Origin of the sequence: Halorubrum sp. Atlit-8R (genome assembly GCF_003666025.1) — an archaeon.
In the GTDB taxonomy this organism is placed as follows: domain Archaea; phylum Halobacteriota; class Halobacteria; order Halobacteriales; family Haloferacaceae; genus Halorubrum; species Halorubrum salinarum.
This window is the reverse complement of sequence record NZ_QPLV01000002.1, coordinates 505,428-530,000: the sequence shown is the minus strand read 5'-3', so window position 1 is coordinate 530,000 and position 24,573 is coordinate 505,428. Positions and strand designations below refer to the sequence as shown.

Genomic DNA, 24,573 nt, shown 5'->3' with positions numbered 1-24,573 from the left:
CGTCTGGTCAGTCGTCGAGCGCGATGGTCGACGAGAGCGCCTCGTCGATCTCCGCGCCCGCCATCTTCTCGACGAGCGCCTCGATCACCTCGCTCCGGCGGCCCTTCACGAACTTGATGGAGCCGACGACGAGGTGGCCGCCGCCCGAGACGCCGGCCTCGGGCAGCTCCTCGTTCAGCTCGGTCACCATGTTCGGGATGTCGAGCCGGACGCCGTCCGAGCGGAGGACGCAGAAGTCCGGGCCGTAGCCGATGGTGATGACGGGGTCACCCGTCTCGGTCACCTTCTCGTCGTGGAGCTCGCCGGTGGTCTTGCCCGGCGCGGGGTAGGTGAAGCGGTGGGCGTACTCGTCTAGGTCGATCCGGTAGAGGTGCGCGCCGGAGGCGAGCCGCTCGTGTTCGACGTGGTCGTCGACCGCGTCGAGCTGACGCTCCACGTCGCGCTCGGCGCGCTCCGAGAGGAACTCGACGAGTTCCTCGTGCCGCTGTTCGTCGTCGCAGCCCACGTTCAGCGCGTCGTTGACGAGCGTCTTCCCCTCGGAGTAGCGGAGCCAGTGGGCGGCGTAGTCGAGCGCCTCGCCGATGTCGAGGAGGTCGGACTCGTCGTAGCCGGCGCCCTCGGCGAGCGCGACGTAGTCGTCCATCGCCTCGGCCTTCGAGCGGTCGGAGAGCCCGGCGACCGCCGGCACGTGTTCGAGCTCCTCGGTGAGCGACGGGTCGATCAGGCGCGCGAGCTCGACGCACATCATCCCGGTGGTGACCCGGTAGTCCTCGCCGTGGAGGTAGGGGTTCACGTGGGCGTCGAGCAGCGGCTCGACCGCCTCCGGGTCCGGGTGGTGGTGGTCGACGGCCGCGATGGGGATGTCGTAGTGCGCGAGGTTCTCGTAGGCCGGCACGTCCTCCTCGGTCGACCCGTTGTCGAGCATGAGGAGGAAGGGGAGCTTCTGCCCGTGGCGCGCGCGGCCCTCCAGGGCGAAGTTGAGGTCGCGGGTGACGTCCTCCATCTCGTAGTAGGGGGCCTTGCTCGGGAGCCGCTTGAACAGGTGTCGCGGCGCGTCAGGGTCGCCGTGGACCTCCCGGACGAAGTTCTCGACGGCGAGCTGGACCGGGATCGCGGCGCACATCCCGTCGCCGTCAGCGTGGTGGCGGACGCGGATCGGGCGGCCGGCGAGGACGGTCCGGCGGAGCAGCCGCGCGAGGTCGCGGAGGTCCTCGTGGATGGGCTCGAACGCCTCCCACTCGACGAGGGGGTCGACGTCGGCGGGCTCGGCGCGCTCGTCGAGGGCGGCCTCGAAGCGCTCGCGGGCCTCGGCGGCGCGGTCGTCGGGGAGGCGCTTCAGCGAGTCGACCTCCAGCTGGAGGGCGTCCTCGCGGCTCTCGATCGTCCCCGAGACGTGGACCATGTCGCCGACCTCGACCTCCGGGTACGCCCGGACGCCGGCGGACTCGAAGGCGGCACAGGAGACGACCCCGGAGGCGTCCGCGACGGCGAAGATGGTGGGGCCGCCGGTCTGTTTCGCCTGGACGACCTCGCCCTCGACGGTCGCCTCGTCGCCCGGAGTCAGGCCGCGGACCCGCGAGACGGTCGGCTCGTGGGCGACGGTCTCGGTGCGGTAGCCGTCGGGGTCGACGTCGTCGAACGCGACGTCGCCGTTCTCCTTCACCTCGGTGAGCCGGACGATCAGCCGGTCGCCGACGGCGTAGTCGCCGTCGAGGTTCGACTCGTGGACGAGGCCGCTCACGGCGTCGGAGAGGTCGACGAACACGCCGTAGTCGACGACGCCGTTGACCTCGGCGTGGTACAGGGCGTCGATCTCGGCGTCTTCGAGGGTGCAGTCGGGCGCCAGGTCGTAGACGGTCGGCCGGTCGTCGGCCGCCCCCTCCGCCGCGTCGGCGTCGGGTTCGGGGCTCGAATCGCCCCGCGTGCCGGAATCCCCGGCGGTGTTCTCGCTCATGGAGAGCAATCGGGAACGGCCGGTGTTAAGCCTGTTCTCTCGGGGCTCTCGCCCGCGGAGCGGCGGACCTCCGGAGCGTGGAGCCCGTCCGGCGTCCCGCGGTCCGGAACCCCTATGAGGCGACGGCGACTTGTCTGACCCATGCGACTGTTCCGCTCGGACGAGCTCCTCGGCATCGCCCGAGAGACCCTGGAGTTCGTCCTCGAGGCGAGCGAGGAGACCCACCCCAACGAGTACATGGGGTTCCTCCGCGCGGACGACGCCCGGAAGCTCGACCTCGACCGAGACGGGCAGGTGATCACCGACGTGCTCGTCATCCCGGGCACGCAGTCGAGCCCGACGAGCGCCACCGTCCGCACCAACATGAAGCCGAACGACATGCGCGCCGTCGGCTCGGTCCACTCCCACCCGAACGGCGCGCTCCGGCCGAGCGACGCCGACCTCGCCACGTTCGGGCAGGGGAAGGTCCACATCATCGTGGGCGCCCCCTACGGGTGGGGCGACTGGAAGGCGTTCGACAACGAGGGCAAGCAGACGACCCTCGACGTGCTCGACGTGGCGGTGCCCGACGAGCACTTCTTCGATTTCACCCAGGAGGACATCGACCGCGAGCTGGACGACCGCGACGGCGGCGGCTTCCTCTCGTGGTTCCGATGACGCGGGTCGTCGCGCAGGGCACCTTCGACCTGCTCCACCCCGGCCACGTCCACTACCTCGAGGACGCGGCGACGTACGGCGACGAGCTCCACGCTATCGTCGCCCGCCGCAGCAACGTCACGCACAAGCCCGCGCCGGTCCTCTGCGCCCGCCAGCGGCGCGACATGGTCGCCGCGCTCGCCGCGGTCGACGAGGCGCACCTCGGCGACCCGGAGGACGTGTTCGTCCCCATCGAGCGGCTCGACCCCGACGTGATCGTGTTGGGGTTCGACCAGCACCACGACGAGGCCGCCATCGCCGACGCGCTCGCCGCCCGCGGCATCGACTGCCGCGTCGAGCGCGCGTCGGGCCGGGAGCCGAAGTACGACGACGAACTGCTCTCCAGCGGCGACATCGTCGACCGGATCGTCCGCGAGCGCGGCGACGACTCGGACGGGACGCCGCGGTGACCCGGCGGTCGGCCCCGCCGGACGGCGCGCGGGCGGGGAAGCGCGGCATCTAAATGGACTGACTCCCAAGCCGAGGTGAGTGAATATCCCCGACAAGTTCCCCGCGGTGCTGGCCGCGGCCGCGATGGGCGTGTACCTCCTCGTCGTCGTCGGCGCCACCACCTCCCTCACGGAGGCGGCGGCGGCCTGCGGCGGCTGGCCCGCCTGCGGGAGCGGCGCCGCCCTGCCGACGGCGACCGAGGGCTGGATCGCCCTCGGACACCGCGTCCTCGCGGTCGTCGTCGGCCTCCTCGTCGCGCTCTCCGCCGCGATCGCGTGGCGGGACGGCGCCGACCGCCGGGTCCGCGCCGCCCTCGCGGTCGCGCTCGCCGTCTACCCCGCGCAGGCCGGCGTCGGGGCGCTCGTCGCGCTCGGCGACCTGCCCGCCGCCCTCGGCTCCGCCCACCTCCTCCTCGGCATCGGCATCTTCGGCGCCGTCCTCGCCGCGCTCGCGTGGTGGCTGGAGGCCGAGACGGGCGTCCCGGACGACGCCCCCGACGACTTCGAGGCCGGCACCGACGACCTCCCCCCGGTCGAGGAGGCGCCGGAGCCGGACATCCCGACCGCGACGCTCCCGCGGCTGCGGGCGACCGCGGCCGCGTACTTCCGGCTCATGAAGCCGCGGCTGATGTGGCTGCTCTGTCTCGTCGCCGCGGCCGCGATGGCGCTCGCGGGCGGGGCCGGGTTCACGCCCGGCGTCGTGGCCGCCACGCTCGCCGGCGGCGCGCTCTCCATCGGCGCCTCCGGCACGTTCAACCACGTCCTCGAACGCGACGTGGACAAGCGGATGCAACGCACCAGCGACCGGCCGCTCGCGACCGACCTCGTCCCGGTCTCGCACGCCCTCGCGTTCGGCGGGCTCCTGACCGTCGCCTCGCTCGGGCTGTTCTGGAGCGTGAACCCGCTGACGGCCGCGCTCGGGCTGGTCGCGATCGTGTTCTACAGCGTGGTGTACACGCTCGTCCTCAAGCCGAACACGGTCCAGAACACCGTCATCGGCGGCGCGGCCGGCGCGCTCCCGGCGCTCATCGGTTGGGCCGCCGTCACGGGCGAGGTCGGCGGCGGCGGGCTGCTGCTCGCCCTCGTCATCTTCCTGTGGACGCCCGCGCACTTCTACAACCTCGCGTTGGCGTACAAGGACGACTACGAGCGCGGCGGCTTCCCGATGATGCCCGTCGTCCGCGGCGAGACCGCGACCCGCCGCCACATCCTCTGGTACCTCGGCGCGACGCTCGTCGCCGCGGTCGCGCTCGCCGCGGCCGCCGACCCGCTCGGCGCGCTGTACGCGGTCGTCGGCGTCGGCGTCGGCGCCGTCTTCCTCTGGGCGGTCGTCCGGCTCCACTACGAGCAGACGGAGAAGGCGGCGTTCCGCGCGTTCCACGCCTCGAACGCCTACCTCGGGCTGCTGCTGTTCGCGGTCGTCTTCGACGCGCTGGTGGTCTGAACCGGTCGGCGCCCGCCGCCGGCCCGGCCGCGACCCGCCCTTTTAATCCGATTCGCGCTCTATCGGAGGGCATGACACGCGTCGAAGTCGAGTACTGCGTCCCCTGTGGCATGCTGAACCGCGCGCAAGACGTCTCCGAGGCGATCCTCAAGCAGTTCGGCGAGGGCGTCGACGAGGTGGCCCTGGTGACCGGCGACGACGGCGTCTTCGTCGTCCGCGCCGACGGCGAGGTCGTCTTCGACAAGACCGAAGACGAGTACGACGTCGACGCCATCGTCCGGGCGGTCAAGCCGCACGTCGGCGCGACCGCGTAACTCCGGCCGCGGTTCGGTCTCAGTTCTTTCTTCGGGCAGCACCGCAGGAGCCCTTGCGCCTCGTTCACGCGGCACAAGCTAATTATCGCTCGGCCGCGAACAGCCCCGGCGATGTCGGACTCATCGCAGCGGCAGCGAGGCGACCCTCCCGCCGACGACCCGACGCTCGCGGCCGACGACTCGACGCTCGGGGGTGACGCCGCGCCGGGCGCGGACGACCGGCCGTGGCTCGCGCGGGCCTGGTATCGGTCCCGGCTCGGGACCGCCGTCGTCGCCGGCGACGTCCTCCTCGCCGTCGCCCTCACCGCCGCGGCCTCCGTGGCGGTCGACGCGCCGTACGCCGGGATCGACGGGCTCGGGCCCGGGATCGTCCCCCCGTTCGTCCCCCTGTTCAGCCTGCTCGGGGCGCTGGGGTTCGTCTCCACCGCCCTGATCGAGCGCTTCGACGCCTCGGTCGGCAGGCTCCTCCGGTACAACCTCCGGCTGCCGGCCGCGCTGCCGCTCGGCGTCGGGGTCTACCTGCTCTCGGACCTGATCCTCGGGCAGGGCGTCGACGACGTGCCGCTCGTCGTCGGGATCGTCTTCCTCTCGGGGCTGTACGTGAACCTCGCGTACAAGCGCCTCGGCGCGCTGGCGCGCCGGCTCCTCCCCTCGGGCAGCGGTCAGGGGGAAGACCGCTCCGGGCGGGGCGGGACCTGACCGCGTCAGTCCGGGTCGAACACCGCCCGCGCGGAGTTCGTCACCACGAGGATGCTGCTCGACGCCATCGCGAGCGCCGCCAGGAGGGGGTTGAGGACGCCCGTCAGCGCGAGCGGGATCGCCACGGCGTTGTAGCAGAACGCCCAGCCGAGGTTCTGTTTCAGGCGCCGGTTCGTCCCGCGCGTGACCGCGAACAGCTCCGGCACCGCCGAGAGGCGGTCCTCCAGCAGGACCGCGTCCGCGGCGTCGGCCGCGAGGTCCGTGCCGGAGGCGACCGAGACGCCGAGGTCGGCCGCCGCGAGCGCCGGCGCGTCGTTGCTCCCGTCGCCGACCATCGCGACCGGGCCGTCGGCCCCCAGCCGCCGGACCGTCTCGGCCTTCGCCTCCGGCGGCACCTCGGCGAACACCTCGTCGATCGCGGGGTGGTCCGCGAACCGCGCCGCGGCCGCGGGCGCGTCGCCGGTGAGCACGACCACGCGCCGCCCGTCCGCGTCGAGGTCGGCGACGACCGACTCCCACCCGTCGCGCACCTCGTCGCCGACGGCGAGGACCCCGCGCACGCGGCCCTCCCAGCCGACGTAGACGGGGACGTTCCCGCGGTCGCGGGCGGCGGTTCCCGCCTCGCGCAGTCGATCGGACGCCGGCCAGCCGCGCTCGTCGAAGCAGTCCGGGTGGCCGACGACGACCTCGTCGCCGTCGACCCGCCCCGCGACCCCGCGGTCGAACACGTCGACGCCGGTCGCGGACGGGGAGTCGAGCGCGTCGACCTCGGCCGGCGCGCCGTCGGTCGCGTCGCCGGCGGCGGCCGCCTCGCCGCCGTCGGTGGCCGGTCGCGACCCCGCCGGTCGGTCTCCGTCGCCCAGCACGCCCGCGACGATCGCCTCCGCGACCGGGTGAACCGAGGCGCGCTCGACGGCCGCGGCGCGCTCCCGCACGCGCTCGACCGACTCGCCCTCGGCCGCCGTCGCGTCGAGCAGTCGCATCTCGCCGTCGGTGAGCGTGCCGGTCTTGTCGAGGACGACGGTGTCGACGTCGGCGGCGGACTCGAAGACGGCGTCGGAGACGACGACGATACCCCGCTTCGCCGCGTCGCGGATCCCGGCCGCGACGGCGAGCGGGGTCGCCAGCCCGAGCGCGCAGGGACACGAGACGATCAGCACCGTCAGCCCGACGAGCGCGGCGTCGACCGGCGCCGACCCGAGCGCGAGGGTGGCGGCGGCGCCGACGGCCGCGACCGCGACGACGAGCGGCACGAACACCGTCGCCAGCCGGTCGACGAGGCGCTGGATCCCGGACCGCGAGCTCTGGATCTCCCACAGCAGCCGCACGAGGGTGTCGAGCGTGCTCGCCGCCTCCTCGCCGACCTCGACGACGACCGGCGAGTCCGTGACGACGGTCCCCCCGCGGACCGGGTCCCCCTCGCGTTTCGTCGCCGGGAGCGACTCGCCGGTGACGAGCGCCTCGTCGACCGCGGCGGTCCCCTCGGCGACGGTCCCGTCGAACGGCACCCGCTCGCCGGGGCGCACGAGGAGGCGGTCGCCGGGGTCGACCGCGTCGGCCGCGACGGTCTCGCCCGCCTCGGTCCGCACCGTCCGGTCCCCGGTCGTCGTCAGGTCGGCGAGCATGCCGGTCGCGCGGCGCTTGATGACCGACTCGTAGTGGTTGCCCGCGGTGACGACGAGGACCACCGCGATGGTCACGTCGAAGTAGAGGTCGGTCCGGCCGACGAGCAGCGCGAGCGTGCTGTACGCGTACGAGCTGGTCGCCGCGAGCGACACGAGGAGGTCCATGTTGGGCTGTCGCGCCCGGAGGCTCACGTACGCGCCCCGCAGGATCGGGTAGCCGGTGTAGAACAGCACGATCGAGGCGAACAGCCAGATCTGCGCGAAGAGGTAGGTGCCGGAGACGCCGCCGAGGTCGAGGATCGGCTCGTACCCGAAGTAGGTCGGGTACAGGAAGAGGACGTACCACAGCATCGCCATCATCCCGAAGAACCCGCCGCCGATCAGGAACCGCACGACTGCGTCGTCCTCGTCGGCGTCCGGGTCCGCGCGGTCGCTCGCCGAGTACCCCGCGACGGAGAGCCGGTCGGGCAGCTCGTCCGCGTCCACCGTCTCCGGGTCGTAGTCGACGCGGATCGTGTCGGTCGCGTAGCTCGCCTCCGCGGCCGCGACCCCCTCCTGCTCGCCCGCCCGCATCTCCAGGAAGGACTCGCAGGTCGCGCAGTGCATCCCGTCGACGTGGAGGAACGTCGTCTCGCCGTCGAACTCGTCGCCCGGCGTCGCGTCGGGGCGCCGCTCGTCGAGGTCGTCGAGATCCTCGACGCCGTCGAGCGAGCGCGCGACGGTCAGACAGCCGCGGCAGCAGAACTCGCCGTCGACGTCGGGGGCGGTGTGCGGGTCGTCCCCGGTCGGGAGGTCACAGAGCGTACAGCGTGACATGTGGATTCGATTCCGGCGTCCCGCGCGACCGGCCCGTCGCGTCTCGCGGGCCGCCGCGTCTCGCGGGCCGACCGGCTACGCCTGTTCCGCGTCGTTCGCGTCGCCGCCCACGCCCGGGAAGCTCCCGCCGGTCGCGATCCGGAGGCTCGCCCAGATGAGCAGGACGTTCACCAGCGTGATCGCGACGAAGACCTCCGCCCGATCCGCGATAAACACCGCCGCGGGGACGATCCCGCCGAGGATCAGGAGCACGGCCTGTTGGATCGAGAAGTCCATACCGTAGCCTAGCGCCCGCTGGGAATATATAATACCCGTGTTTTCAGGGTCCGAGAACGGATGGATCTTATATAGCTCTCTGTTGTCAAGCCCGCCCATGAGCCGAAACGAGACCGCACACGGTCCGCCGGACGACGTGAGCGGTGACACCGAGGAGTTCGATCCGATCGGGACCCTCACGCTCATCGGGATATACTTCGTTATCCTGGTGCTGTCGTGGGTGTACATCTACTACATCGAGTTCCTCGGCCGCGACCTGGTCGTCGTGGGGTGATCACGAGATGCACATCCACGCCTACGAGAAGATCTGGCTGGCCGCGTCGGTACTGCTGATCCTGTTCCTCCTCGGCTCCGTCACCTATGGCGCCGTCGGGCCCGGCGTCGCGATGGTGAGCGACACGGAACCGACCATCGACGCTGGGGCGTTAGACGAGGACGAGCGGTTCTCCGAGCCCCGCGTCGAACGGGTCGGAGAGAACGAGTACGCGGCGTACGTCGTCGCCCGACAGTTCGGGTTCCAGCCGGACCCGATCGTCGTGCCGGCGAACAGCACGGTGACGTTCTACATCACGTCGGCGGACGTGATACACGGGTTCGAGGTCGCCGGGACGAACGCCAACACGATGGTCGTCCCCGGCGAGGTCTCCGAGATAACCGTCCGCGTCGAGGAGCCGCAGGAGTACGGCCTCCTCTGTAACGAGTACTGCGGCGCCGGTCACCACGTGATGGAAGGGAAGGTGAACGTCGTCAGTCAGGCGGCCTTCGAGGAGCGAACCGACGGGGGTGACGGCGAATGAGCCAGGCGCTCGAGGGCGACCGGACCTTCGCCGACAAGTTCCCCGAGGAGGCGCGGATCGTCCGCGCCGCGCTCCTCAGCTCCTTCCTCGCGCTGGTGATCGGGGCGATCCTCGGGATCATCCAGACGCTCCACCGCACCGACGTGGCGCGGATCATCCCGTCGACGGACTACTACACCGTCCTGACCGCTCACGGGGTGTTCCTCGCGATCAGCTTCACGACGTTCTTCCTCGTCGGCCTGTTCACGTGGGCGGTCGTGCGGAGCCTCGACCGGCCGCTCCTCAACACCAAGATCACGTGGACCTGGTACGCGCTCATGGCCGTCGGGATGACGATGACCGGCGTGGCGATCCTCGCCGGCTTCGTCGACTCGATCGACATGAGCGCCGACGTGCTGTTCACGTTCTACGCGCCGCTCCAGGCGCACCCGATGTTCTACGCGGGGCTCGCCGTGTTCATCGTCGGGTCGTGGATCGCCGGCGCCGACTTCTTCCGCACGTGGCTCGCGTGGAAGCGCGAACACCCCGACGAGCGGATCCCGCTCCAGACGTTCATGGTGCTGACGACGATGGCGATGTGGTACATCGCGTCGTCCGCCGTGGCGGCGTCGGTGCTGATCTTCCTGCTGCCGTGGTCGCTCGGGCTGATCGACCAGGTGAACCCGACGCTGACCCGGACGCTGTTCTGGTTCTTCGGCCACCCGGTGGTGTACTTCTGGCTGATGCCGGCGTACCTGCTCTGGTACACCGTGCTGCCGAAGATCGCCGGCGGGCGCCTGTTCAGCGACCCGCTGGCTCGGGTCGTGTTCGTGCTGTTCCTCCTGCTCTCGACCCCGGTCGGGATCCACCACCAGTACCTCGACCCGGGGATCGCGGAGGGGTTCAAGTTCATCTCGATGACGAACACGCTGTTCCTGCTGTTACCCAGCCTGCTCACCGCGTTCACCGTCGTCGCGAGCGTCGAGTACGGCGCCCGCCAGCGCGGCGGAAGCGGGATCCTCGGCTGGCTCACCGACCTCCCGTGGCGGAAGCCCGAGTTCACCGGCATGATGCTCGCGGGGCTGATGTTCGCGGCCGGCGGCTTCTCCGGCATGGTGAACGCCGGGATGAACATCAACTACATGATCCACAACACGATCTGGGTGCCGGGCCACTTCCACCTCACCGTGGGGACCGCGGTGGCGCTCACGTTCATGGCCGCCACCTACTGGCTCTGGCCGCAGATCAGTAACAAGCCGATCTACAGCCGGACGATCGGGCTGGTCCAGGTCGTCGTCTGGTTCATCGGCATGGCGCTGATGTCGAACGCGATGCACGCGCAGGGGATCATGGGCGTCCCGCGCCGGACCGCCGAACCCGAGTACTCCGGCTTCGAGTACGCCACGATGTTCGGCGGGTTCGAGGAGCTCAACATCCAGATCGCGATCGGCGGGACGCTCCTGTTCGTCTCGACGATTCTGTTCATCGGGAACCTCCTGCTCACGATGGGGAACCCGACGGTGTCCGGGCTCGCGGACCCGCTGCCGCCCGCGCTGTCCGGGCCCGCCGACTCGCCGGAGGTGCTCGACAACCTCCGGCTGTGGGTCGGCATCGCGCTGACGCTCGTCGTCTTGGCCTACGCGCTCCCGCTGGCGGCGATCATCCAGCGCGGCGGCCTGCTCGGTCCCGGCGTCGGCACCTACCCGGTGTGGCTTACGCCGCTGTTCGACGCCTTCGCGAACGCGACGACCGCGCTGGTCGGCGCGGTCGGCGACGCGTCGGCCGCGTTCACCGAGGTGGTCCGATGAGCGTCGACATCTCTCGCGGCGGGCTGCTCGTGACGCTCGCCATCTTCGGCGTGATCGTCTACGAGCTGCGGACCGTGCTCGATTTCCTCGGGATCGAACTGCCGATCATCCCGTACATGGCCGCGGTCTTCGTCCTCGCCGGCGCCTCGGTCTGGTACGTCACGCTGAAGGGCGGGTGGCGGACCGAGCCCGAGGGCGACGAGCCCGCGTAGCGACGCTGGCGCCGCGCGCTTTCCTCACTTCCCGTTTCGCCCCCGGCGTCGACTTCGCCCACAGAAGCAGTTATGTCCGTCCGCGACCGATAGTGCGCATGGAATCCAATACTGCCCCAAATACGTCCGAGGCGACCGGCGGCGTCGCGGACGCTCGCCGTCCGGTCTCGCTGTCGGACGAGGCCGACCTCGACGGCTTCGTCGGCGACGCGACCGTCGCGCTCGTGGAGTTCTACACCGACGGCTGCGGGATCTGCGCGAGCATGGAGCCGGTGATCGGGAACGTCGCTCGCGGCGTCGAGGCCGACCTCGCGGTCGGGCTGGTGAACCCCCGCGACGACCCGCCGCTGGTCGAGCGGTTCGACGTGCGGAGCGTTCCGCTGTTCGTCCTCTTCGTGGACGGCGAGCCGGTCGCCCGGCGCGCGGAGGGGTTCGTCCCCGGCGACGAACTGACGGCGTGGGTCGAGGAACACGCGCCGTAGGCGGGAATCTCGCGAGCGGCACACGGCGGCGTCCGTCCGGATGAACCGTCGGCGATTACGGCCCGAGCCGGACCGACGGAACCCTTTTGAGCCGGACCGGCCTACTCGGAGCCAGTATGGGACTGGGCTCGGACATGTACCGGCAGCAGATCCTCGACCACTACAAGAACCCGCGCAACTACGGGGAACTCGAGGATCCGGACTTCACGCACGTCGGCGAGAACCCCTCCTGCGGCGACACGATCCGGATGGAGGTCCGGCTCGACGACGCCGAGGAGGCGGTCGAGGCGGTGCGGTTCACCGGCGACGGCTGCGCCATCTCGATGGCCTCCGCGAGCATGCTCTCGGAGCGGCTCCACGGGATGGCTCTCGACGACCTCGACGCGCTCGACACCGACGACGTCACCGAGATGCTCGGCGTCGACATCTCCCCGATGCGCGTGAAGTGCGCGGTGCTGGGACGGCAGGTCGCGCAGGACGGCGCGAAGATCCACCGGGGCGAGCTTGACCCGGACGACCGCACGATCACCGAGGAGTAGCCGGCCGCGGTCGGCGGTCCTCGACCCCTTCGCAGGGGCCGTCCCGAGCCCACCGGACTTTTGCCCGCGAACCACGTTCGTCCGCCCATGAGCGACGGCTTCGACAAGGAGGCGGAACGCGAGAAGCTCCGCGAGAAGTTCGCCGAGGACGAGAAGAAGCGCGAGCACACCCAGCGGATGTCCGAGCTCCTCCTGAAGGGCGCGACGATGACGAACCGCCACTGCGAGGAGTGCGGCGACCCCATCTTCCGCCACGACGGCCGCGAGTTCTGCCCCACCTGCGGGAACGAGGTTGGCGGCGCGTCGGCCGCGGACGCCGACGGGGCGCCGGCCGACGCGGGCGACGCTCCGCCCGCCGAGCCCGCGACCTCAGCCGACGAGGACCCGCAGGTCGGCACCGACGCCGCGGCCGAGAACGGCGCGGTCGGCGGGGACGCGGTCGACGCCGCCGCGAGCGACGCCGGTCGGTCGGGAGCGTCCGCGTCGAGCCCCGCGCAGTCACGACCCACAGCACCGCCACAGCGGACGGCGGCCCGAGAGACTGAGGCCCAGTCCGCCGACGACCCGCAGGCCGAGACCCCCCGGTCGCCTCCGTCGCCGTCGGCGGTCGACGCCGAGAGCGTCGGGCCCGCCCGGGCGTCGCTGACGCGGACGCTGACGCGCTTCGCCCGCGCGGCCGAGGAGACGGACGACCCGCGACGCGCCCGCGACCACCTCGAAGCGGCCCGCGAGGCGGCCGAGGCGCTCGCGGCGCTGGACTGAGACGCGCCCCCTCCGTCAATCCGGGCCGCGCGTCACGCGAACGTCAGCGTTTCGTCCGTGATGTCGATGTCGCTCGGGTTACCGTTGAATATCCCGTACTCGCCGGAGATCCCGATCCGTTCCCGGTAGAGGATAGACCCCGACGGCTCGTGGACCATCTGGAGCCGGATCCGGTTCTCCTCCGGGAAGTTACCGGTATCGCCGGCCAGCCGACACGCCACGTTGACGTCCGAACAGCTCAGGCCCGCCGGAATCGTGTCCCCGTTTTGGTTGTTGTGAACGATCGTCAACTCGACCGTCTCCCCCGGTCTCAGCGACCGGTCGAGCGTTCCGGTGACCCGCTGATCCCCGTGGTCGAGGTAGACCACGATCTCTTCGGCGTCCACGGTGTCTCCCGCGGTGTTAGTGAGCCTGAGATCCCAGCGGAACTCAGCGTACTGCGGTGCCGAAGCGGGCTCCTCCTCGAAGGTCAGTTCGAGGGCGGCGAAGGTGGGCCGCGGTCCGAGGTCGTCGGCGAAGCCGAGCGCGAACCCGGCGAGAACGGCTCCGAGAACGACCGTGATCGCGACGAGCAGCACCACGCCGACGACCGGCGATACCGCGCGCTCATCCTCCGACGCATCCATTCATTGTACGTACGTCTCACCGCGGAAATAACAATTCCGTTTCAGGTCACATCGCCGACGTTCGGGACGGCCGGACCCAATCGTCGCGTCCCGACCGTCCCCGCCGCGTCCGAGCGGACTCGCGCCGACACGCGGCCGTCCCCTTACCGACCGCTCTCGACGGCGACGCGCATATCGGCCACCAGTTGTTCGGCGCGGTCGGCGTCGGCGGACTCGGCGTAGATCCGGATCTTCGGCTCGGTGCCGGAGGGGCGGACGAGCACCCACGCGTCGCCGTAGTCGAGCCGGTAGCCGTCGGTCGTGTTCGGCTCCGCCTCGGCGGTCTCGACGTACGCCCGCGCGGCCGAGAGCATCTCGTCGCGCTCGTCGTCGTCCGCGTACTCGACGTTCTCCCGCACGAAGTGGTAGTCGGCGTACGGCGCGACGACCTCGCTGACGGGGGCGCCGTCCGCGGCCGCGAGCAGTTCGAGGAACCGCGCGCCGATGTACGCCCCGTCCCGCGAGAGCCGGTACGGCGGGAAGAAGACCCCGCCGTTGCCCTCGCCCGCGATGGGGACGTTGACCCCCTCCTCGTGGAGATCGCGGGTGCGGGTGATGATGTTCGTCGCGCCGATGGGGGTCAGCTCGAGGTCGGCGTCGTTGGCGGCGCAGACGTCGACGAGCCGCTGGGAGACGTTGACCGCGCTGACGACCGCGTCGCCGGGTTCGAGACAGGCGTCGGCCAGCGTCGCGAAGGAGGTGTCGCCGTCGACGAACTCGCCGTCCTCGTCGACGAAAACGGCCCGGTCCGCGTCGCCGTCGTGGGCGATCCCCACGTCGGCGTCGGAGGTCGCCACCAGCCGCGAGAGGTCCGCGAGGTTCTCGGGGACCGGCTCGGAGTCGCGGCCGGGGAAGTGCCCGTCCGGGGTCGCGTTCACGGTCAGCACCTCGCAGCCCAGCTCGCGGTAGATCCGCGGGGACGCGACCGACGCGGCGCCGTGGCCCGGGTCGACCGCGACCGTGAGGTCGGCGTCGGCGACCGCCTCGGCGTCGACCGCGTCGGTCAGCTGGGCCGCGTAGTCGTCGACGACCCCCTCGACCGGCGTCGTCGCGCCCGCCGACCGCCAGTCGGCGTGGTCGTACTCGTCGTCGAGGACGCGCCGCTCGATCCGCTCTAACACGTCGACGGAGAGCTCGACGCCGTCGTCGCCGACGAGCTTGATCCCGTTGAACTCCGGCGGGTTGTGCGAGGCGGTGACAAGGACGGCGGGGACGCCCGCCGACTCGCAGTAGCTGCCGACCGCCGGCGTGGGGACGACCCCGAGGCGGTCGACGTCGCAGCCGACCGCGGCGAGCCCGCTCGCGGCCGCGTTCGCGAACAGCTCGCCGGTGGTCCGCGTGTCCCGGGCGACGGCGACGCGGTCGGCGTCCCAGACCGTCCCGGCCGCCTTCGCGATGTCGAGGACGAGCGCGGGCGTGAGGTACCGCAGCGCGACCCCGCGGATGCCGCTCGATCCGAACAGCTCCATGCGAGCCCATCCGCCGGCCGAGGGGAAAGCGGTTCCGAACCGCCGCGGCCGCCCGCCGGGAGCCGCGGGACGGAGCCCGCCGCGACGACGCGTGCGGTTCATGGCGGTGGCGCCCGTTCGTCCCGTATGGACCACACGCGACGCGACGCGCTCGCCGGGGGCGCGCTCGCCCTGTCCCTCGCGACCGCGGGCTGCCTCGACTTCGCCGCGGGCGACGGGCCGCAGGGCCCCGAGGGCACGCCGGCGACGCTGACCTGCGACGACGACGGGTTCGTCCGCCTCGATCGGCCGTTCGAGGCGTCGGTCACCGAGACCCTCGTCGAGACGGGCGAGACCACCGTGGAGCTCTCCTCCGAGGGGACGACCGAGACGTACGGCCAGTCGCTCCGGCTCGTCCTCCGGAACACCGGCGACGCCCCGACGCCCACGCGCGGCGAGGCCGCCTACTCGATCCAGCGCGAGACGGGCGAGGGGTGGCTCGACGTCCGCGGGTCGACGACCGGCGAGGCGGTCGAGCTCCCCCGGAGCGAGTCGACGCTCGACACGAGTTCGGCGTACGCCTGGGACGTCACGCTGACCGAGTCGGGCATCGCCGGGGCGGTCGACGGCGTCGACCTGGCGGTCTGTCCGCCGCTCGGCCCCGGGAGCTATCGGTTCGTCTACTGGGGGCTCGTCGACGCGCCGCCGATCGGCGCGGCGTTCGAACTGGTCGGGTGAGGCGGGGCCGACGCGACGCCGGAGCGACGCCGGAGCGTCGCCGAGGGGACCGGCTCGGGGGCGGTTCAGAACGGCTGCCAGTCGGAGGGCTTGCCGACGCGGCCGCGGACGCGGAACTCCCGGTCGTCGTCGTCCACGCGGGTCTCGACGACGACCTCGAACGGCCCGTGGAGGGTGTGAACGACCTGTTCGTCGTGGGCGGTCGAGCCGACGACGCCGACGAACGGCCACCCCTCGCCGGAGGTCTGCGAGGTCATCACCCGGGTGAACCGGTAGATCCGTTCGGGCTCCCAGTACATGAGCAGCTGGGAGAGCGAGTAGACGCCGACGGCGCGGTCGCGGCCCGCGGAGGACTCGACGACGTCGGTGAACTTGATCCCGATGTCGGTGAGGTTGCCCGCGCTGGCGACGTACTTCGTCGTCGGGGTGTCCTCGCGCTTGTCGCCCTGCTCGTGGGTGACGCAGTCGATGACGACCACGTCGTCGCCGTCGCCGCCCGTCAGCGCCTCGTAGTCGTCGCGGACCTTCTCCGCGGTCCGCCCCGTCGAGATGACGACCGGGCCGTCCGACCACTCCGCGAGCAGCCGGTTGAACAGGTCGTACTTCCCGCTCATCGGAGGACCGCTGATGAGGACGCTGTCGGCACCGCGGACAGCGTCGGGAAGCACAGTCATTTGGTGGACGTGAGAGAGTGTCGGGTAAAACCCTTCCGAGGGATCACTTTCGGAGCATGGAAGGGAGGTCGAGCGACGACGGCGGGCCCTCCCGCGGCCCGTCGGTTAGTGTCAGCTCGCGTATCGCACCGGGCAGCGCGGCGGGCACCGGGGACTCGCGCGGCTCCCCGGCGCCGTCGACGAGCGACCGCCAGACGGCCTCGTCGTCGGGGTCGTCCCGCTCCGCCGTCGCCTCCAGCGCCTTCGTCCGCCCCTCGTCGTACGCCAGCTCCACGATGCTCTGGTCGTAGCTCCCCGGGAACGCCTCCAGCACCCGTTCTAACTCCTCCGGACGGGGGCTGTCGACGCCGGCCGCGACGCCGAGCGCGAAGGCGCGCTCGACGGCCTCCTCCCGGGAGAGGTCGTCCCACTCCGTGCCGAACGTGCGGTCGTACATCAGTGCGTCACCGTCGCTGCCGAGCCGACGCGGAGCCCGCCGTCGGTGAACTCCACGTCTTGGATGTCGGTGTCGACGTTCGTCCCTCGCATCTTCAGCACCTGGACCCCGCGCCGCATCCCCTCGTCCTCGAGGTAGTTGTGCATGAAGACGACGCCGTGCGCGAGGTAGTGCTCCTCCGAGTAGGCGCTCGGGTCGGTCATCTCCGATATCAGGAGCGTCGTGGCGTCGGTCCGCTTCAGCGAGGAGAGCAGCTGGATCATCGTGTCCTCGTCGTCGTCGAGGAGGAACCGCAACAGCATCGTCGAGTCGAAGACGACCCGGTCGATGTCGCGGGAGTTGATAAAGCCCGTGAGCCGGTTGGTGACGCCGGACCGGTCGCGGCGGTCGCCTGGGAGGCCGAAGAAGCGGCGACCGTCCGACGAGAAGGAGTCGAGGAAGGTGACGCGGTCGGAGTCGAGCGCGCGGTCGAACCCGAACTCGTAGCCGCTCATGTCCTCGCGGATCCCCTCCTTGGTCTCGTGCATGCTGATGTAGAGCACGTCTTCGCCGTTCCGGGCGCCCTGGGCCGCGAACTGCGAACAGAAGGTCGTTTTGCCGCTCCCGGGCGGACCGCTCACCACGTACAGCCGACCGTCGGGAAACCCGCCGTCGACGAGGTCGTCGAACCCCGGGACGCCGCTTGAGACACGCATACGTACGTGACCCGTTGGACCGCTGATAAGCGTTGGCACCCGGTTCTCACGGGTGAGAACCGATCGGCCGCGGCGGCCCGGCGCGGCCGACGGCCGAATCCGCCGACTACGCCTCCGCGGCGTCGACGTCGTCGAGGTCGGCGGCGAGCGCGTCGTCGACGTCCGGCGAGACCCACACCACGAACCGGTCGTCGGACTTGACGATGCCGCGGACGCCCTCGTCCTCGACGGTGGTGCCCTGGTCGACGTCCTCGGGCGAGACGTCGCGGACCTGGAACACCTCGTCGACCATCCAGCCGACGGTGCCGCCCTCGTCGATCTCGGCGTCGTCGAAGACGACGATCCGCTCGCGCTTCCCGTCCCCGTCGATGTCGAACAGCGTCTTCGGGTCGACGATCGTCGTCGTCCGGCCGCGGAGGTCCATCACGCCCTCGACGTGGTCCGGCGAGTTGGGGATCCGCGTGAGCTCGCCCGCGTCGACGATCTCGTCGATGACGCCGATGTCCAGACAGTACGTCCCGTCGCCTAGCCCGAACTCCAACACCTTGGTCGGTTCGGCCTCCGCCTCTGTGGCTGCCATGCCCACACCTGCGGTAAACCGACAAATAACCGTGTTCCCTGAATTATCAGGGGTGATTACTGGGTCCGTGGATTTATGCTGATTCTGCGCCCGCCCTGTGACATGAGCAGGACGACGGATCGGCGCGGCGGTCGGGACGGGTCGCCGCGGGTGGTGGTCGTCGACGACTCCCCGTTCATGCGGGGGCTGATAAGCGACCTCTTGAGCGACGCCGGGGTCGCGGTCGTCGGCGAGGCGGGGGACGGTGAAGAGGCGCTCTCGGTGGTCGCCGAGACCCGTCCGGACGTCGTCACGATGGACGTGGAGATGCCCGGGATGGGGGGGCTCGAAGCCGTCGAGCGGCTGATGGAGGAGACGCCGACGCCGGTGTTGATGCTGTCGGCGCACACCGACGAGGGCGCGGAGGTCACCTTCGAGGCGCTGGACCGCGGGGCGGTCGACTTCTTCGCGAAGCCCGGCGGCGAGGTGTCGACCGGCGTCTCGCGGGAGTCGGACCGGCTCGTGGAGGCGGTGCGCTCGGTCGCGGGCGCCGACCTCGACGCCGCGACCCGGGAGCGCGACGACCCCAGCGGGGCGGGCTCGCGGTCGACCGGGACCGCCGCCGACCCCGGCGCCGACGCGGCGGACGTCGACGAGCCGCTGACCGTGGTGATCGCGGCCTCGACCGGCGGGCCGAACGCGGTCGAGCGCGTGCTGTCGGCGCTGCCGATGGCCGACTGCCGCGTGGTGATCGTCCAGCACATGCCGGAGGCGTTCACCTCGCGGTTCGCGGACCGGCTCGACGCCGCCTCCGCGTACGACGTGCGCGAGGCGAGCGACGGCGCGCGGATCGGCGCCGGCGAGGCGCTCGTCGCCCGCGGCGGGAGCCACACGGTGATCGACAGCTACCGGGCGGGGCGACTCCGGGTCAAGCTCGACGCGGACGACGACACCCACACCGTCACCCCCGCGGCCGACGTGACGATGCGCTCCGCGGCCGAGGTGATCGACGACCCACTCGTCGGCGTCGTGCTGACCGGGATGGGGTCGGACGCCGCCGAGGGCATCCGCGCGATGGCCGACGCCGGGGCGCGCACGCTGGCGCAGAGCGAGGACACCTGCGTCATCTACGGGATGCCCAAGCGCGCGGTCGAGACCGGCGGGGTCGACGCGGTGTACGACCTCGACGACGTGGCCGGCGCGATAGTCGGGGGTGAGGCCTGATGGACTCCCACCGCGCGGCGTTCGTCGCCGAGGCCGAGGACGGCATCACCGACCTCAACAACGCCTTACTCGCGCTCGAAGCGGACCCCGAGGACGCCGAGGCGATGGACGACGTGTTCCGCGTCGCCCACACGCTGAAGGGGAACGCGGCGGCGATGGGCTACGAGGACGTCTCCGACTTCGGGCACGCGCTGGAGGACCTGCTGGACGCGGTCCGGCAGGGCGAGCGCGAGGTGACGCCGGAGCTGATGGACCTCCTCTTCGAGGGGGTCGACGCCGTCGAGGCGATGGTCGAGGAGATCGCCGACACCGGCGAGGTGTCGACGGACCCCTCCGACCTCGAATCGCGGCTGCGCGAGATGGAGGAACACGGCACCGTCGGCGGCGGAGACGGCGCCGACGGCGGAAGCGAGGACGCGGCAGAAGCCGACGGCGAGGACGCTGATGCCGAGGACGCCGACGCCGAGGAGCCCGACGACGGCGACGCCGACGACGCGCCGGACGTGTCGGTTCCGGAACCGCCCGCGGGCGCGGCCGACCTGGCGGACCCGGTCGCGTACGCGGACGTGACGATCGGCGACGCCCAGATGCCGGGCGTCGACGCGGCGCTCGTCCTCCAGGCCCTCGACGAGCAGTTCGACGGCCACGCGACCGACCCGTCCCCGGAGGCGCTGGAGGACGGCGAGTACGACGAGTCGTTCGACGCCTTCGTCGGCGGCGCCGACCCCGAGGTCGTCGCCGAGGGGCTCCGGGCGCTCACGCAGGTCGAGTCCGTCGCCGCCGTCGCGGTCGGCGACTCGGGCGACGCGAGCGGCGAGGAACCCGAGTCGGCCGACGCCGAGGCGGACGATGTGGCGGAGGACGACACAGCAGCGGAGGACGACGCGCCCGCGGACGACTCGGCCGACGACGACGCGCCCGCGGACGGGGAGGCAGACGACGACGCGGCCGCCGACCCCACGCCCGCCGAAGCGGCCGACGAGGCGAGTTCGGACGAGGAGGCCGACGAGGCGGACGACCCGTCCGACGACGGCGGCGACTCCGGCTCGGCCGGAGGCTCCGACTCCAAGTCCGGCGACGAGATCAAGTCGATCCGCGTCGACGTCGACCAGGTCGACGAGCTGTACGGCCTCGTCGAGCAGCTGGTGACGAGCCGGATCAAGCTCCGCCGGGAGATAGAGGGGACGGACGCGGAGTCCGACGCCTTAGACGAGCTCGACAAGCTCGCCTCCAGCCTCCAGGACACGGCGATGGACATGCGGCTCATCCCGTTCTCGCAGGTGTCGGACTCGTTCCCGCGGCTCGTGCGCGACATCTCGCGGGACCTCGACAAGCGGATCGACTTCGAGATCGAGGGCGACGACGTGGAGCTCGACCGCACGATCCTCACGGAGATGCGCGACCCGCTCGTCCACGTCCTGCGGAACGCGGTCGACCACGGGATCGAGCCGCCCGAGGAGCGCGAGGCCGCCGGCAAGGACCCGACCGGCCACGTGGAGCTCACGGCCGAGCGCGAGCGCGACCACGTGATCATCGAGGTCTCGGACGACGGGAGCGGGCTCGACCCCGACCAGCTCCGCGACAAGGCGGTCGACGAGGGCGTCAAGAGCCGCGAGGCGGTCGAGGCGATGGAGGACGACGAGGTGTACGACCTCGTGTTCCACCCCGGCTTCTCCACCGCGGAGGAGGTCACCGACGTCTCCGGCCGCGGCGTCGGGATGGACGTGGTCCGGACGACCGCCCGCGACCTCGACGGCTCCGTCTCCATCGAGAGCGAGCCGGGCGAGGGGAGCACGGTCCGCTTCCGGCTGCCCGTCACCGTCGCCATCGTGAAGGTGATGTTCGTCGACGTCGGCGGCACGGAGTACGGCATCCCGATCAAGTCGATCGCGGAGGTCGCCCGCGCCGACGACGTCGAGGAGGTCCACGGCGACGAGGTCGTGCGACACGAGGACGACCTCTACCCGGTCATCCGGCTGAACGAGCGGCTCGGCGAGATCGACCCGAACGCGGCCGAGCCGACCCCGACCGAGTCGCCCGCCGCGGACGGCGGCGTCGCGGTCGACGAGCCGGGCGACGACGGGTTCGTCCCGGCCGACCCCACGGCGGCCGACGGGTCCGACGCGGACCCCGACGACGACGGCATGCTCGTCCGCATCCGCGAGGAGACGCGCCAGGTCGCGCTCCACTGCGACGCGGTGTTAGACCAGGAGGAAGTGGTGGTCAAACCCCTCGACGGCCCGCTCTCGGGGACGCCGGGCCTCAGCGGCACGGCCGTCCTCGGCGACGGGGACGTCGTGGCCGTGCTCGACGTGGTGAGCCTATGAGCGGGTCCGCGGACGACGGCGAGACGGCGTTCGAAGGCGTGCTCCGCCAGATCGACGACACGGTCCCGTTCGAGCCGGGGTACTACAACGAGTCGTACCTCGACCGCCGGATCACGGCGCGGATGCGACGCCGCGACACCGAGTCGCACGCCGAGTACGAGCGCATCCTCCGCGAGGACGCCGAGGAGCGGCAGGCGCTGATGGACGCGCTGACGATCAACGTGACGGAGTTCTTCCGCAACCCGGAGATGTGGGACGTGCTCCGCGACGTGCTGCGCGAGCGGACCGCGGAGCAGCGGCGCGTCCGCGTCTGGTCGGCGCCGTCGGCGGACGGCCGCGAGCCGTACTCGGTCGCGATGCTGGCCTGCGACGACCCCGAGATAGACGAGTCGCGCGTGGAGGTGCTCGGCTCCGACATCAGCGAGGAGGCGCTCGACAACGCCCGCGAGGGCGTCTACCACACGACGCGGACGACCGACATCGCCGAGGAGCTCGAACCGCTCTCGGACCCGGACCGCTACGTCGAGCGCGACGGCGACGCGTTTCAGGTGCGCCCCGCGGTCAAGCGGCTCGTCGACTTCGAGACGCACGACCTGATCCGCGACGGCGCCCGCGACCCGTTCGACGTGGTGCTGTGCCGGAACCTGCTCATCTACATCGACGTCGACCACAAGGCCGCGCTCTTCGACACGCTGGAGGCGTCGCTCGCCGACGACGGCGTCCTCGTCTTGGGGATGACCGAGAGCGTCCCCCCGGACCGGAGCGACCGTTACGAACCGATCGACAAGCGACGGCGGGTGTTCGGGAGGCGCTGATGTCGCTGTACCAGCACGCTCGGGACGGGAACGCGGAGCGCCTCCGGGACGCGCTCGGCAGCGACAGCGCGGCCGTCCGGCGGCGCGCGGCGGAGTTCCTCGGCGAGGTCGGCGAGGAGAGCGACCAGCCGACGATCGACGCGCTGCTCCGCGCGGCGACGACGGACGACGACCCCGAGGTCCGCGGGGCCGCGGTCGACGCGCTCGACGAGATCGGCGAGGCCGCGCTCCAGCAGCTCCTGAAGGAGCTGACGGGCGGCGGCGGCGACTCGGAGGCCCAGTGGGTCACCGCGCGCAAGTTCGCCCGGGCGCTGGAGGCCGACCGGCCGGAGCTCCGGATGGCGGCGGCGAACGCGCTCGGGCGCCTCGACGACGCCAGCGGCCTCCAACCGCTCGTCACCGCGCTCGACGACGAGGATCCCCGCGTCCGGCTCCGCGCGGCGCAGGCCTGCGGGACCTTCGCCGACCCCCGGGCGATCCCGGGGCTGCGCGAGCGGCTCGGCGACGCGGAGCCTCGCGTCCGGCGCGCCGCCGCGAACGCCTTGGGCACGATCGGGACCGACGAGGCGCTGTCGCCGCTGCTGGACCTGCTCGACGACGGCGACGAGTCGATCCGCCGGATCGCGGCCGGCGCGCTCGGGAAGGCGAGCAACCCGGAGCCGGTCGAGCCGCTCGCGCGGGCGCTCGGCGACGAGAGCGCGGTCGTCCGCAACGCCGCCGTCTACTCGGTGATCGAGCTGCTCTCGAACGTGCCGACCCAGCAGAGCCACGCGGTCCGCGACCAGGTGGTCTCCGAGCTGAAGGCGGCCGACGACGCGACCGTCGTCGAGCCGTTAGTCGAGATCCTCACCGAGGGCCAGCAGTCCCGCCAGCGGCGGAACGCGGCGTGGATCCTCGGGCGCGTGGCCGACCCGGACGCGTCGGCGGCGGTGGAGGCGCTCGCCGACGCGCTCGCGGACGACGACCCGCAGACGGCGCAGTTCGCGGCCACGAGCCTGAAGAGCCTCGGCGGCCCGGTCGTCGAGGACCAACTGCTCGACAGGCTCGGGCCCGAACACCCGGAGGACGCCCGCGCGAAGGCGGTGTTCGTCCTCGGACAGATCGGCGGACAGGAGACGCTCAACCAACTCGAAGAGTACGCCGACGACGACAGTCAGGCCGTCAGGAAGCGCGTGTTCTCGGCGGTCTCGAAGCTCCGCGCGGGGGGTCCCTAAATGGCGCAGAAGGACGGCGAGTACAAGATCACGGACACGCAGGCGAAGTTCGCCGTCGCGGTCCGCGAGGGCCGCAAGGTGAGCGACGTGTCGTGGACGCCCGGGCGCGTCCTCCTCTCGAACCGGCGGCTGATCCTGGCCGGCAACGACGGGAAGCGGACCGTCCCGCTGTCGAAGCTGGAGCGGCTCGGCGGGCGCCACGACGCGAACCAGTCGGTCGCGCGCGTCTCCAACTACGTGAGCTTCGACCTCGGCGAGCAGGTGCTGCTCGTCGCCGCCTCGGACCACGAGCCGTTCGAGCGCGACGTGTACCGCGCGCTCTTAGACCAGAAGACCGTGATGGCGAAACACCCCGCCATCGAGGGGGGCGTCGTCCAGGACACCGAGTGGGAACAGGCCCGCGTGAAGATCGACGAGAACGGGCTCAACGCGGCCTTAGAGCGCGGCGCCTTCGTGAAGTTCGACCTCGACGACATCAGCGGCCTCGACGCCGCGAAGCGCACGGTGAACGGCGAGAAGAAGCCCGTCATCGAGGTGTCGCACACCGACGACGAGGGGACGAGCATCGAGACGCACGTCGCCGGCGAGCCGAGCCGGATGCGGTTCGTCGAGTCGTGGCTCCGGAAAGGGGAGGAGCGGTCGTCGACGAACGTCGACCTCTCCAGCCGCGACCGCGAGGTGCTGATGGCGCTGTACTCCGGCGTCTCGCCGTTCGAGATCCCCTCGTTCCTCGGGATGGACGTCGACGACGTGGAGGAGACGTTCGAGCGGCTCGTCGAGCTGGAGGTCGTCGAGGAGGTCCGGATCCGCCGCGAGGTCGCGCTCAACTCCCGCGGTCGCAACATCGCCAGCGAGGCGATGAACGAGCAGTAAGGGCGCGCCCGCTCTTCGGAGGCGGTCCCGCCTCCGCGTCGGCGCGTCGAATC

The 24,573-nt window shown here is 71.5% G+C and carries 27 protein-coding genes; 18 read left to right on the top strand and 9 right to left on the bottom strand.

The annotated features are described in order from the left end of the window. Positions 1–7 precede the first annotated feature (7 nt). The gene (locus DVK05_RS08510) at positions 8–1,954 is read right to left on the bottom strand and encodes a DHH family phosphoesterase (RefSeq protein WP_121562941.1); all 1,947 of its coding nucleotides are present in this window, start codon (positions 1,952–1,954) and stop codon (positions 8–10) included. A 141-nt stretch (positions 1,955–2,095) separates the two neighbouring features. Between DVK05_RS08510 and DVK05_RS08505 the strand changes: the two genes are divergently transcribed. The 5 genes from DVK05_RS08505 to DVK05_RS08485 all read left to right on the top strand — a co-directional run bounded on the left by DVK05_RS08505 (position 2,096) and on the right by DVK05_RS08485 (position 5,556). Further along, complete coding sequence (locus DVK05_RS08505; protein WP_121562940.1) at positions 2,096–2,611, top strand: Mov34/MPN/PAD-1 family protein; 516 nt, start codon at positions 2,096–2,098, stop codon at positions 2,609–2,611. Next, a complete protein-coding gene (locus tag DVK05_RS08500; RefSeq protein ID WP_121562939.1) occupies positions 2,608–3,060 on the top strand; it encodes an adenylyltransferase/cytidyltransferase family protein in 453 nt (150 codons plus the stop codon). Before DVK05_RS08505 ends, DVK05_RS08500 begins: the two co-directional genes overlap by 4 nt. A gap of 79 nt (positions 3,061–3,139) precedes the next feature. After that, on the top strand, positions 3,140–4,543 hold the full coding sequence (locus tag DVK05_RS08495) for a heme o synthase (RefSeq protein ID WP_121562938.1): 1,404 nt from the start codon (positions 3,140–3,142) through the stop codon (positions 4,541–4,543). Between the two features lie 71 nt (positions 4,544–4,614). Beyond that, positions 4,615–4,857: a SelT/SelW/SelH family protein gene (locus tag DVK05_RS08490; protein ID WP_053770630.1), complete on the top strand. Its 243-nt coding sequence runs from the start codon at positions 4,615–4,617 to the stop codon at positions 4,855–4,857. 111 nt (positions 4,858–4,968) lie between these two features. After that, a complete protein-coding gene (locus tag DVK05_RS08485; RefSeq protein WP_121562937.1) occupies positions 4,969–5,556 on the top strand; it encodes a hypothetical protein in 588 nt (195 codons plus the stop codon). A 5-nt stretch (positions 5,557–5,561) separates the two neighbouring features. On the opposite strand, the gene DVK05_RS08480 is transcribed toward DVK05_RS08485, so the two are convergent. Together DVK05_RS08480 and DVK05_RS08475 are read right to left on the bottom strand one after the other, a co-directional pair. Continuing rightward, the gene (locus DVK05_RS08480) at positions 5,562–7,997 is read right to left on the bottom strand and encodes a cation-translocating P-type ATPase (RefSeq protein ID WP_121562936.1); all 2,436 of its coding nucleotides are present in this window, start codon (positions 7,995–7,997) and stop codon (positions 5,562–5,564) included. A gap of 75 nt (positions 7,998–8,072) precedes the next feature. Beyond that, positions 8,073–8,273, bottom strand: a complete 201-nt coding sequence (locus DVK05_RS08475) for a hypothetical protein (protein WP_121562935.1) — start codon at positions 8,271–8,273, stop codon at positions 8,073–8,075. Between the two features lie 97 nt (positions 8,274–8,370). On the opposite strand from DVK05_RS08475, the gene DVK05_RS17295 reads away from it, so the two are divergent. The 7 genes from DVK05_RS17295 (at position 8,371) to DVK05_RS08445 (ending at position 12,852) form a co-directional block, all read left to right on the top strand. Further along, entirely contained in the window at positions 8,371–8,547 is a 177-nt protein-coding gene (locus DVK05_RS17295; protein ID WP_173229882.1) for a hypothetical protein, read from the top strand. A gap of 7 nt (positions 8,548–8,554) precedes the next feature. Further along, positions 8,555–9,070, top strand: a complete 516-nt coding sequence (locus DVK05_RS08470; protein ID WP_121562934.1) for a cytochrome c oxidase subunit II — start codon at positions 8,555–8,557, stop codon at positions 9,068–9,070. Beyond that, the gene (locus tag DVK05_RS08465) at positions 9,067–10,857 is read left to right on the top strand and encodes a b(o/a)3-type cytochrome-c oxidase subunit 1 (RefSeq protein WP_121562933.1); all 1,791 of its coding nucleotides are present in this window, start codon (positions 9,067–9,069) and stop codon (positions 10,855–10,857) included. The genes DVK05_RS08470 and DVK05_RS08465 overlap by 4 nt, the downstream gene beginning before the upstream one ends. Beyond that, positions 10,854–11,069 carry a CbaC protein gene (locus DVK05_RS08460; RefSeq protein WP_121562932.1) on the top strand — a complete coding sequence of 72 codons (216 nt, stop codon included), beginning with the start codon at positions 10,854–10,856 and terminating at the stop codon, positions 11,067–11,069. The genes DVK05_RS08465 and DVK05_RS08460 overlap by 4 nt, the downstream gene beginning before the upstream one ends. Before the next feature lie 98 nt (positions 11,070–11,167). Next, positions 11,168–11,551: a co-chaperone YbbN gene (locus tag DVK05_RS08455; RefSeq protein ID WP_121562931.1), complete on the top strand. Its 384-nt coding sequence runs from the start codon at positions 11,168–11,170 to the stop codon at positions 11,549–11,551. Positions 11,552–11,667: 116 nt separating this feature from the next. Further along, positions 11,668–12,090 carry an iron-sulfur cluster assembly scaffold protein gene (locus DVK05_RS08450; RefSeq protein WP_121562930.1) on the top strand — a complete coding sequence of 141 codons (423 nt, stop codon included), beginning with the start codon at positions 11,668–11,670 and terminating at the stop codon, positions 12,088–12,090. A gap of 87 nt (positions 12,091–12,177) precedes the next feature. Then, positions 12,178–12,852, top strand: a complete 675-nt coding sequence (locus tag DVK05_RS08445; protein ID WP_121562929.1) for an Sjogren's syndrome/scleroderma autoantigen 1 family protein — start codon at positions 12,178–12,180, stop codon at positions 12,850–12,852. Between the two features lie 32 nt (positions 12,853–12,884). Here DVK05_RS08445 and DVK05_RS08440 read toward each other — a convergent pair whose 3' ends face one another. Both DVK05_RS08440 and glmM read right to left on the bottom strand, forming a co-directional pair. Beyond that, on the bottom strand, positions 12,885–13,433 hold the full coding sequence (locus DVK05_RS08440; RefSeq protein WP_233562175.1) for a type IV pilin: 549 nt from the start codon (positions 13,431–13,433) through the stop codon (positions 12,885–12,887). A 188-nt stretch (positions 13,434–13,621) separates the two neighbouring features. Then, positions 13,622–14,986, bottom strand: a complete 1,365-nt coding sequence (gene glmM / locus DVK05_RS08435) for a phosphoglucosamine mutase (protein WP_121562927.1) — start codon at positions 14,984–14,986, stop codon at positions 13,622–13,624. A 126-nt stretch (positions 14,987–15,112) separates the two neighbouring features. Between glmM and DVK05_RS08430 the strand changes: the two genes are divergently transcribed. Further along, positions 15,113–15,703: a DUF6517 family protein gene (locus DVK05_RS08430; protein WP_121562926.1), complete on the top strand. Its 591-nt coding sequence runs from the start codon at positions 15,113–15,115 to the stop codon at positions 15,701–15,703. Between the two features lie 65 nt (positions 15,704–15,768). On the opposite strand, the gene DVK05_RS08425 is transcribed toward DVK05_RS08430, so the two are convergent. The 4 genes from DVK05_RS08425 to DVK05_RS08410 all read right to left on the bottom strand — a co-directional run bounded on the left by DVK05_RS08425 (position 15,769) and on the right by DVK05_RS08410 (position 18,088). Continuing rightward, on the bottom strand, positions 15,769–16,377 hold the full coding sequence (locus DVK05_RS08425) for a hypothetical protein (RefSeq protein ID WP_121562925.1): 609 nt from the start codon (positions 16,375–16,377) through the stop codon (positions 15,769–15,771). A gap of 43 nt (positions 16,378–16,420) precedes the next feature. After that, on the bottom strand, positions 16,421–16,813 hold the full coding sequence (locus DVK05_RS08420) for a hypothetical protein (RefSeq protein WP_121562924.1): 393 nt from the start codon (positions 16,811–16,813) through the stop codon (positions 16,421–16,423). Then, positions 16,813–17,508 carry an ATPase domain-containing protein gene (locus DVK05_RS08415; RefSeq protein WP_121562923.1) on the bottom strand — a complete coding sequence of 232 codons (696 nt, stop codon included), beginning with the start codon at positions 17,506–17,508 and terminating at the stop codon, positions 16,813–16,815. The genes DVK05_RS08420 and DVK05_RS08415 overlap by 1 nt, the downstream gene beginning before the upstream one ends. Before the next feature lie 106 nt (positions 17,509–17,614). Continuing rightward, the gene (locus tag DVK05_RS08410; protein ID WP_121562922.1) at positions 17,615–18,088 is read right to left on the bottom strand and encodes a chemotaxis protein CheW; all 474 of its coding nucleotides are present in this window, start codon (positions 18,086–18,088) and stop codon (positions 17,615–17,617) included. A gap of 102 nt (positions 18,089–18,190) precedes the next feature. Between DVK05_RS08410 and cheB the strand changes: the two genes are divergently transcribed. Genes cheB through DVK05_RS08385 form a run of 5 tightly spaced genes read left to right on the top strand, consistent with a single transcriptional unit; the run spans position 18,191 to position 24,520 of the window. After that, entirely contained in the window at positions 18,191–19,291 is a 1,101-nt protein-coding gene (cheB, locus tag DVK05_RS08405; protein ID WP_121562921.1) for a chemotaxis-specific protein-glutamate methyltransferase CheB, read from the top strand. Further along, positions 19,291–21,618, top strand: coding sequence for a chemotaxis protein CheA (locus DVK05_RS08400; RefSeq protein WP_121562920.1), 2,328 nt, complete (start codon positions 19,291–19,293; stop codon positions 21,616–21,618). The genes cheB and DVK05_RS08400 overlap by 1 nt, the downstream gene beginning before the upstream one ends. After that, positions 21,615–22,433, top strand: a complete 819-nt coding sequence (locus DVK05_RS08395) for a protein-glutamate O-methyltransferase CheR (protein WP_121562919.1) — start codon at positions 21,615–21,617, stop codon at positions 22,431–22,433. Before DVK05_RS08400 ends, DVK05_RS08395 begins: the two co-directional genes overlap by 4 nt. Beyond that, positions 22,433–23,647 (top strand): HEAT repeat domain-containing protein, encoded by a 1,215-nt coding sequence (locus tag DVK05_RS08390; protein WP_121562918.1) that lies wholly within the window; start codon positions 22,433–22,435, stop codon positions 23,645–23,647. The genes DVK05_RS08395 and DVK05_RS08390 overlap by 1 nt, the downstream gene beginning before the upstream one ends. Next, positions 23,648–24,520: a CheF family chemotaxis protein gene (locus DVK05_RS08385; protein ID WP_121562917.1), complete on the top strand. Its 873-nt coding sequence runs from the start codon at positions 23,648–23,650 to the stop codon at positions 24,518–24,520. Positions 24,521–24,573: the final 53 nt, after the last annotated feature.

Bases quoted from the DNA above. Each gene is read 5' to 3' on its own strand.
- DVK05_RS08510 (WP_121562941.1), bottom strand. From the start codon at position 1,954: ATGAGCGAGAACACCGCCGGGGATTCCGGCACGCGGGGCGATTCGAGC.
- DVK05_RS08505 (WP_121562940.1), top strand. From the start codon at position 2,096: ATGCGACTGTTCCGCTCGGACGAGCTCCTCGGCATCGCCCGAGAGACC.
- DVK05_RS08500 (WP_121562939.1), top strand. From the start codon at position 2,608: ATGACGCGGGTCGTCGCGCAGGGCACCTTCGACCTGCTCCACCCCGGC.
- DVK05_RS08490 (WP_053770630.1), top strand. From the start codon at position 4,615: ATGACACGCGTCGAAGTCGAGTACTGCGTCCCCTGTGGCATGCTGAAC.
- DVK05_RS08485 (WP_121562937.1), top strand. From the start codon at position 4,969: ATGTCGGACTCATCGCAGCGGCAGCGAGGCGACCCTCCCGCCGACGAC.
- DVK05_RS08480 (WP_121562936.1), bottom strand. From the start codon at position 7,997: ATGTCACGCTGTACGCTCTGTGACCTCCCGACCGGGGACGACCCGCAC.
- DVK05_RS08475 (WP_121562935.1), bottom strand. From the start codon at position 8,273: ATGGACTTCTCGATCCAACAGGCCGTGCTCCTGATCCTCGGCGGGATC.
- DVK05_RS17295 (WP_173229882.1), top strand. From the start codon at position 8,371: ATGAGCCGAAACGAGACCGCACACGGTCCGCCGGACGACGTGAGCGGT.
- DVK05_RS08470 (WP_121562934.1), top strand. From the start codon at position 8,555: ATGCACATCCACGCCTACGAGAAGATCTGGCTGGCCGCGTCGGTACTG.
- DVK05_RS08465 (WP_121562933.1), top strand. From the start codon at position 9,067: ATGAGCCAGGCGCTCGAGGGCGACCGGACCTTCGCCGACAAGTTCCCC.
- DVK05_RS08460 (WP_121562932.1), top strand. From the start codon at position 10,854: ATGAGCGTCGACATCTCTCGCGGCGGGCTGCTCGTGACGCTCGCCATC.
- DVK05_RS08455 (WP_121562931.1), top strand. From the start codon at position 11,168: ATGGAATCCAATACTGCCCCAAATACGTCCGAGGCGACCGGCGGCGTC.
- DVK05_RS08450 (WP_121562930.1), top strand. From the start codon at position 11,668: ATGGGACTGGGCTCGGACATGTACCGGCAGCAGATCCTCGACCACTAC.
- DVK05_RS08445 (WP_121562929.1), top strand. From the start codon at position 12,178: ATGAGCGACGGCTTCGACAAGGAGGCGGAACGCGAGAAGCTCCGCGAG.
- glmM (WP_121562927.1), bottom strand. From the start codon at position 14,986: ATGGAGCTGTTCGGATCGAGCGGCATCCGCGGGGTCGCGCTGCGGTAC.
- DVK05_RS08430 (WP_121562926.1), top strand. From the start codon at position 15,113: ATGGACCACACGCGACGCGACGCGCTCGCCGGGGGCGCGCTCGCCCTG.
- DVK05_RS08425 (WP_121562925.1), bottom strand. From the start codon at position 16,377: ATGACTGTGCTTCCCGACGCTGTCCGCGGTGCCGACAGCGTCCTCATC.
- DVK05_RS08420 (WP_121562924.1), bottom strand. From the start codon at position 16,813: ATGTACGACCGCACGTTCGGCACGGAGTGGGACGACCTCTCCCGGGAG.
- DVK05_RS08415 (WP_121562923.1), bottom strand. From the start codon at position 17,508: ATGCGTGTCTCAAGCGGCGTCCCGGGGTTCGACGACCTCGTCGACGGC.
- DVK05_RS08410 (WP_121562922.1), bottom strand. From the start codon at position 18,088: ATGGCAGCCACAGAGGCGGAGGCCGAACCGACCAAGGTGTTGGAGTTC.
- cheB (WP_121562921.1), top strand. From the start codon at position 18,191: ATGAGCAGGACGACGGATCGGCGCGGCGGTCGGGACGGGTCGCCGCGG.
- DVK05_RS08400 (WP_121562920.1), top strand. From the start codon at position 19,291: ATGGACTCCCACCGCGCGGCGTTCGTCGCCGAGGCCGAGGACGGCATC.
- DVK05_RS08395 (WP_121562919.1), top strand. From the start codon at position 21,615: ATGAGCGGGTCCGCGGACGACGGCGAGACGGCGTTCGAAGGCGTGCTC.
- DVK05_RS08390 (WP_121562918.1), top strand. From the start codon at position 22,433: ATGTCGCTGTACCAGCACGCTCGGGACGGGAACGCGGAGCGCCTCCGG.
- DVK05_RS08385 (WP_121562917.1), top strand. From the start codon at position 23,648: ATGGCGCAGAAGGACGGCGAGTACAAGATCACGGACACGCAGGCGAAG.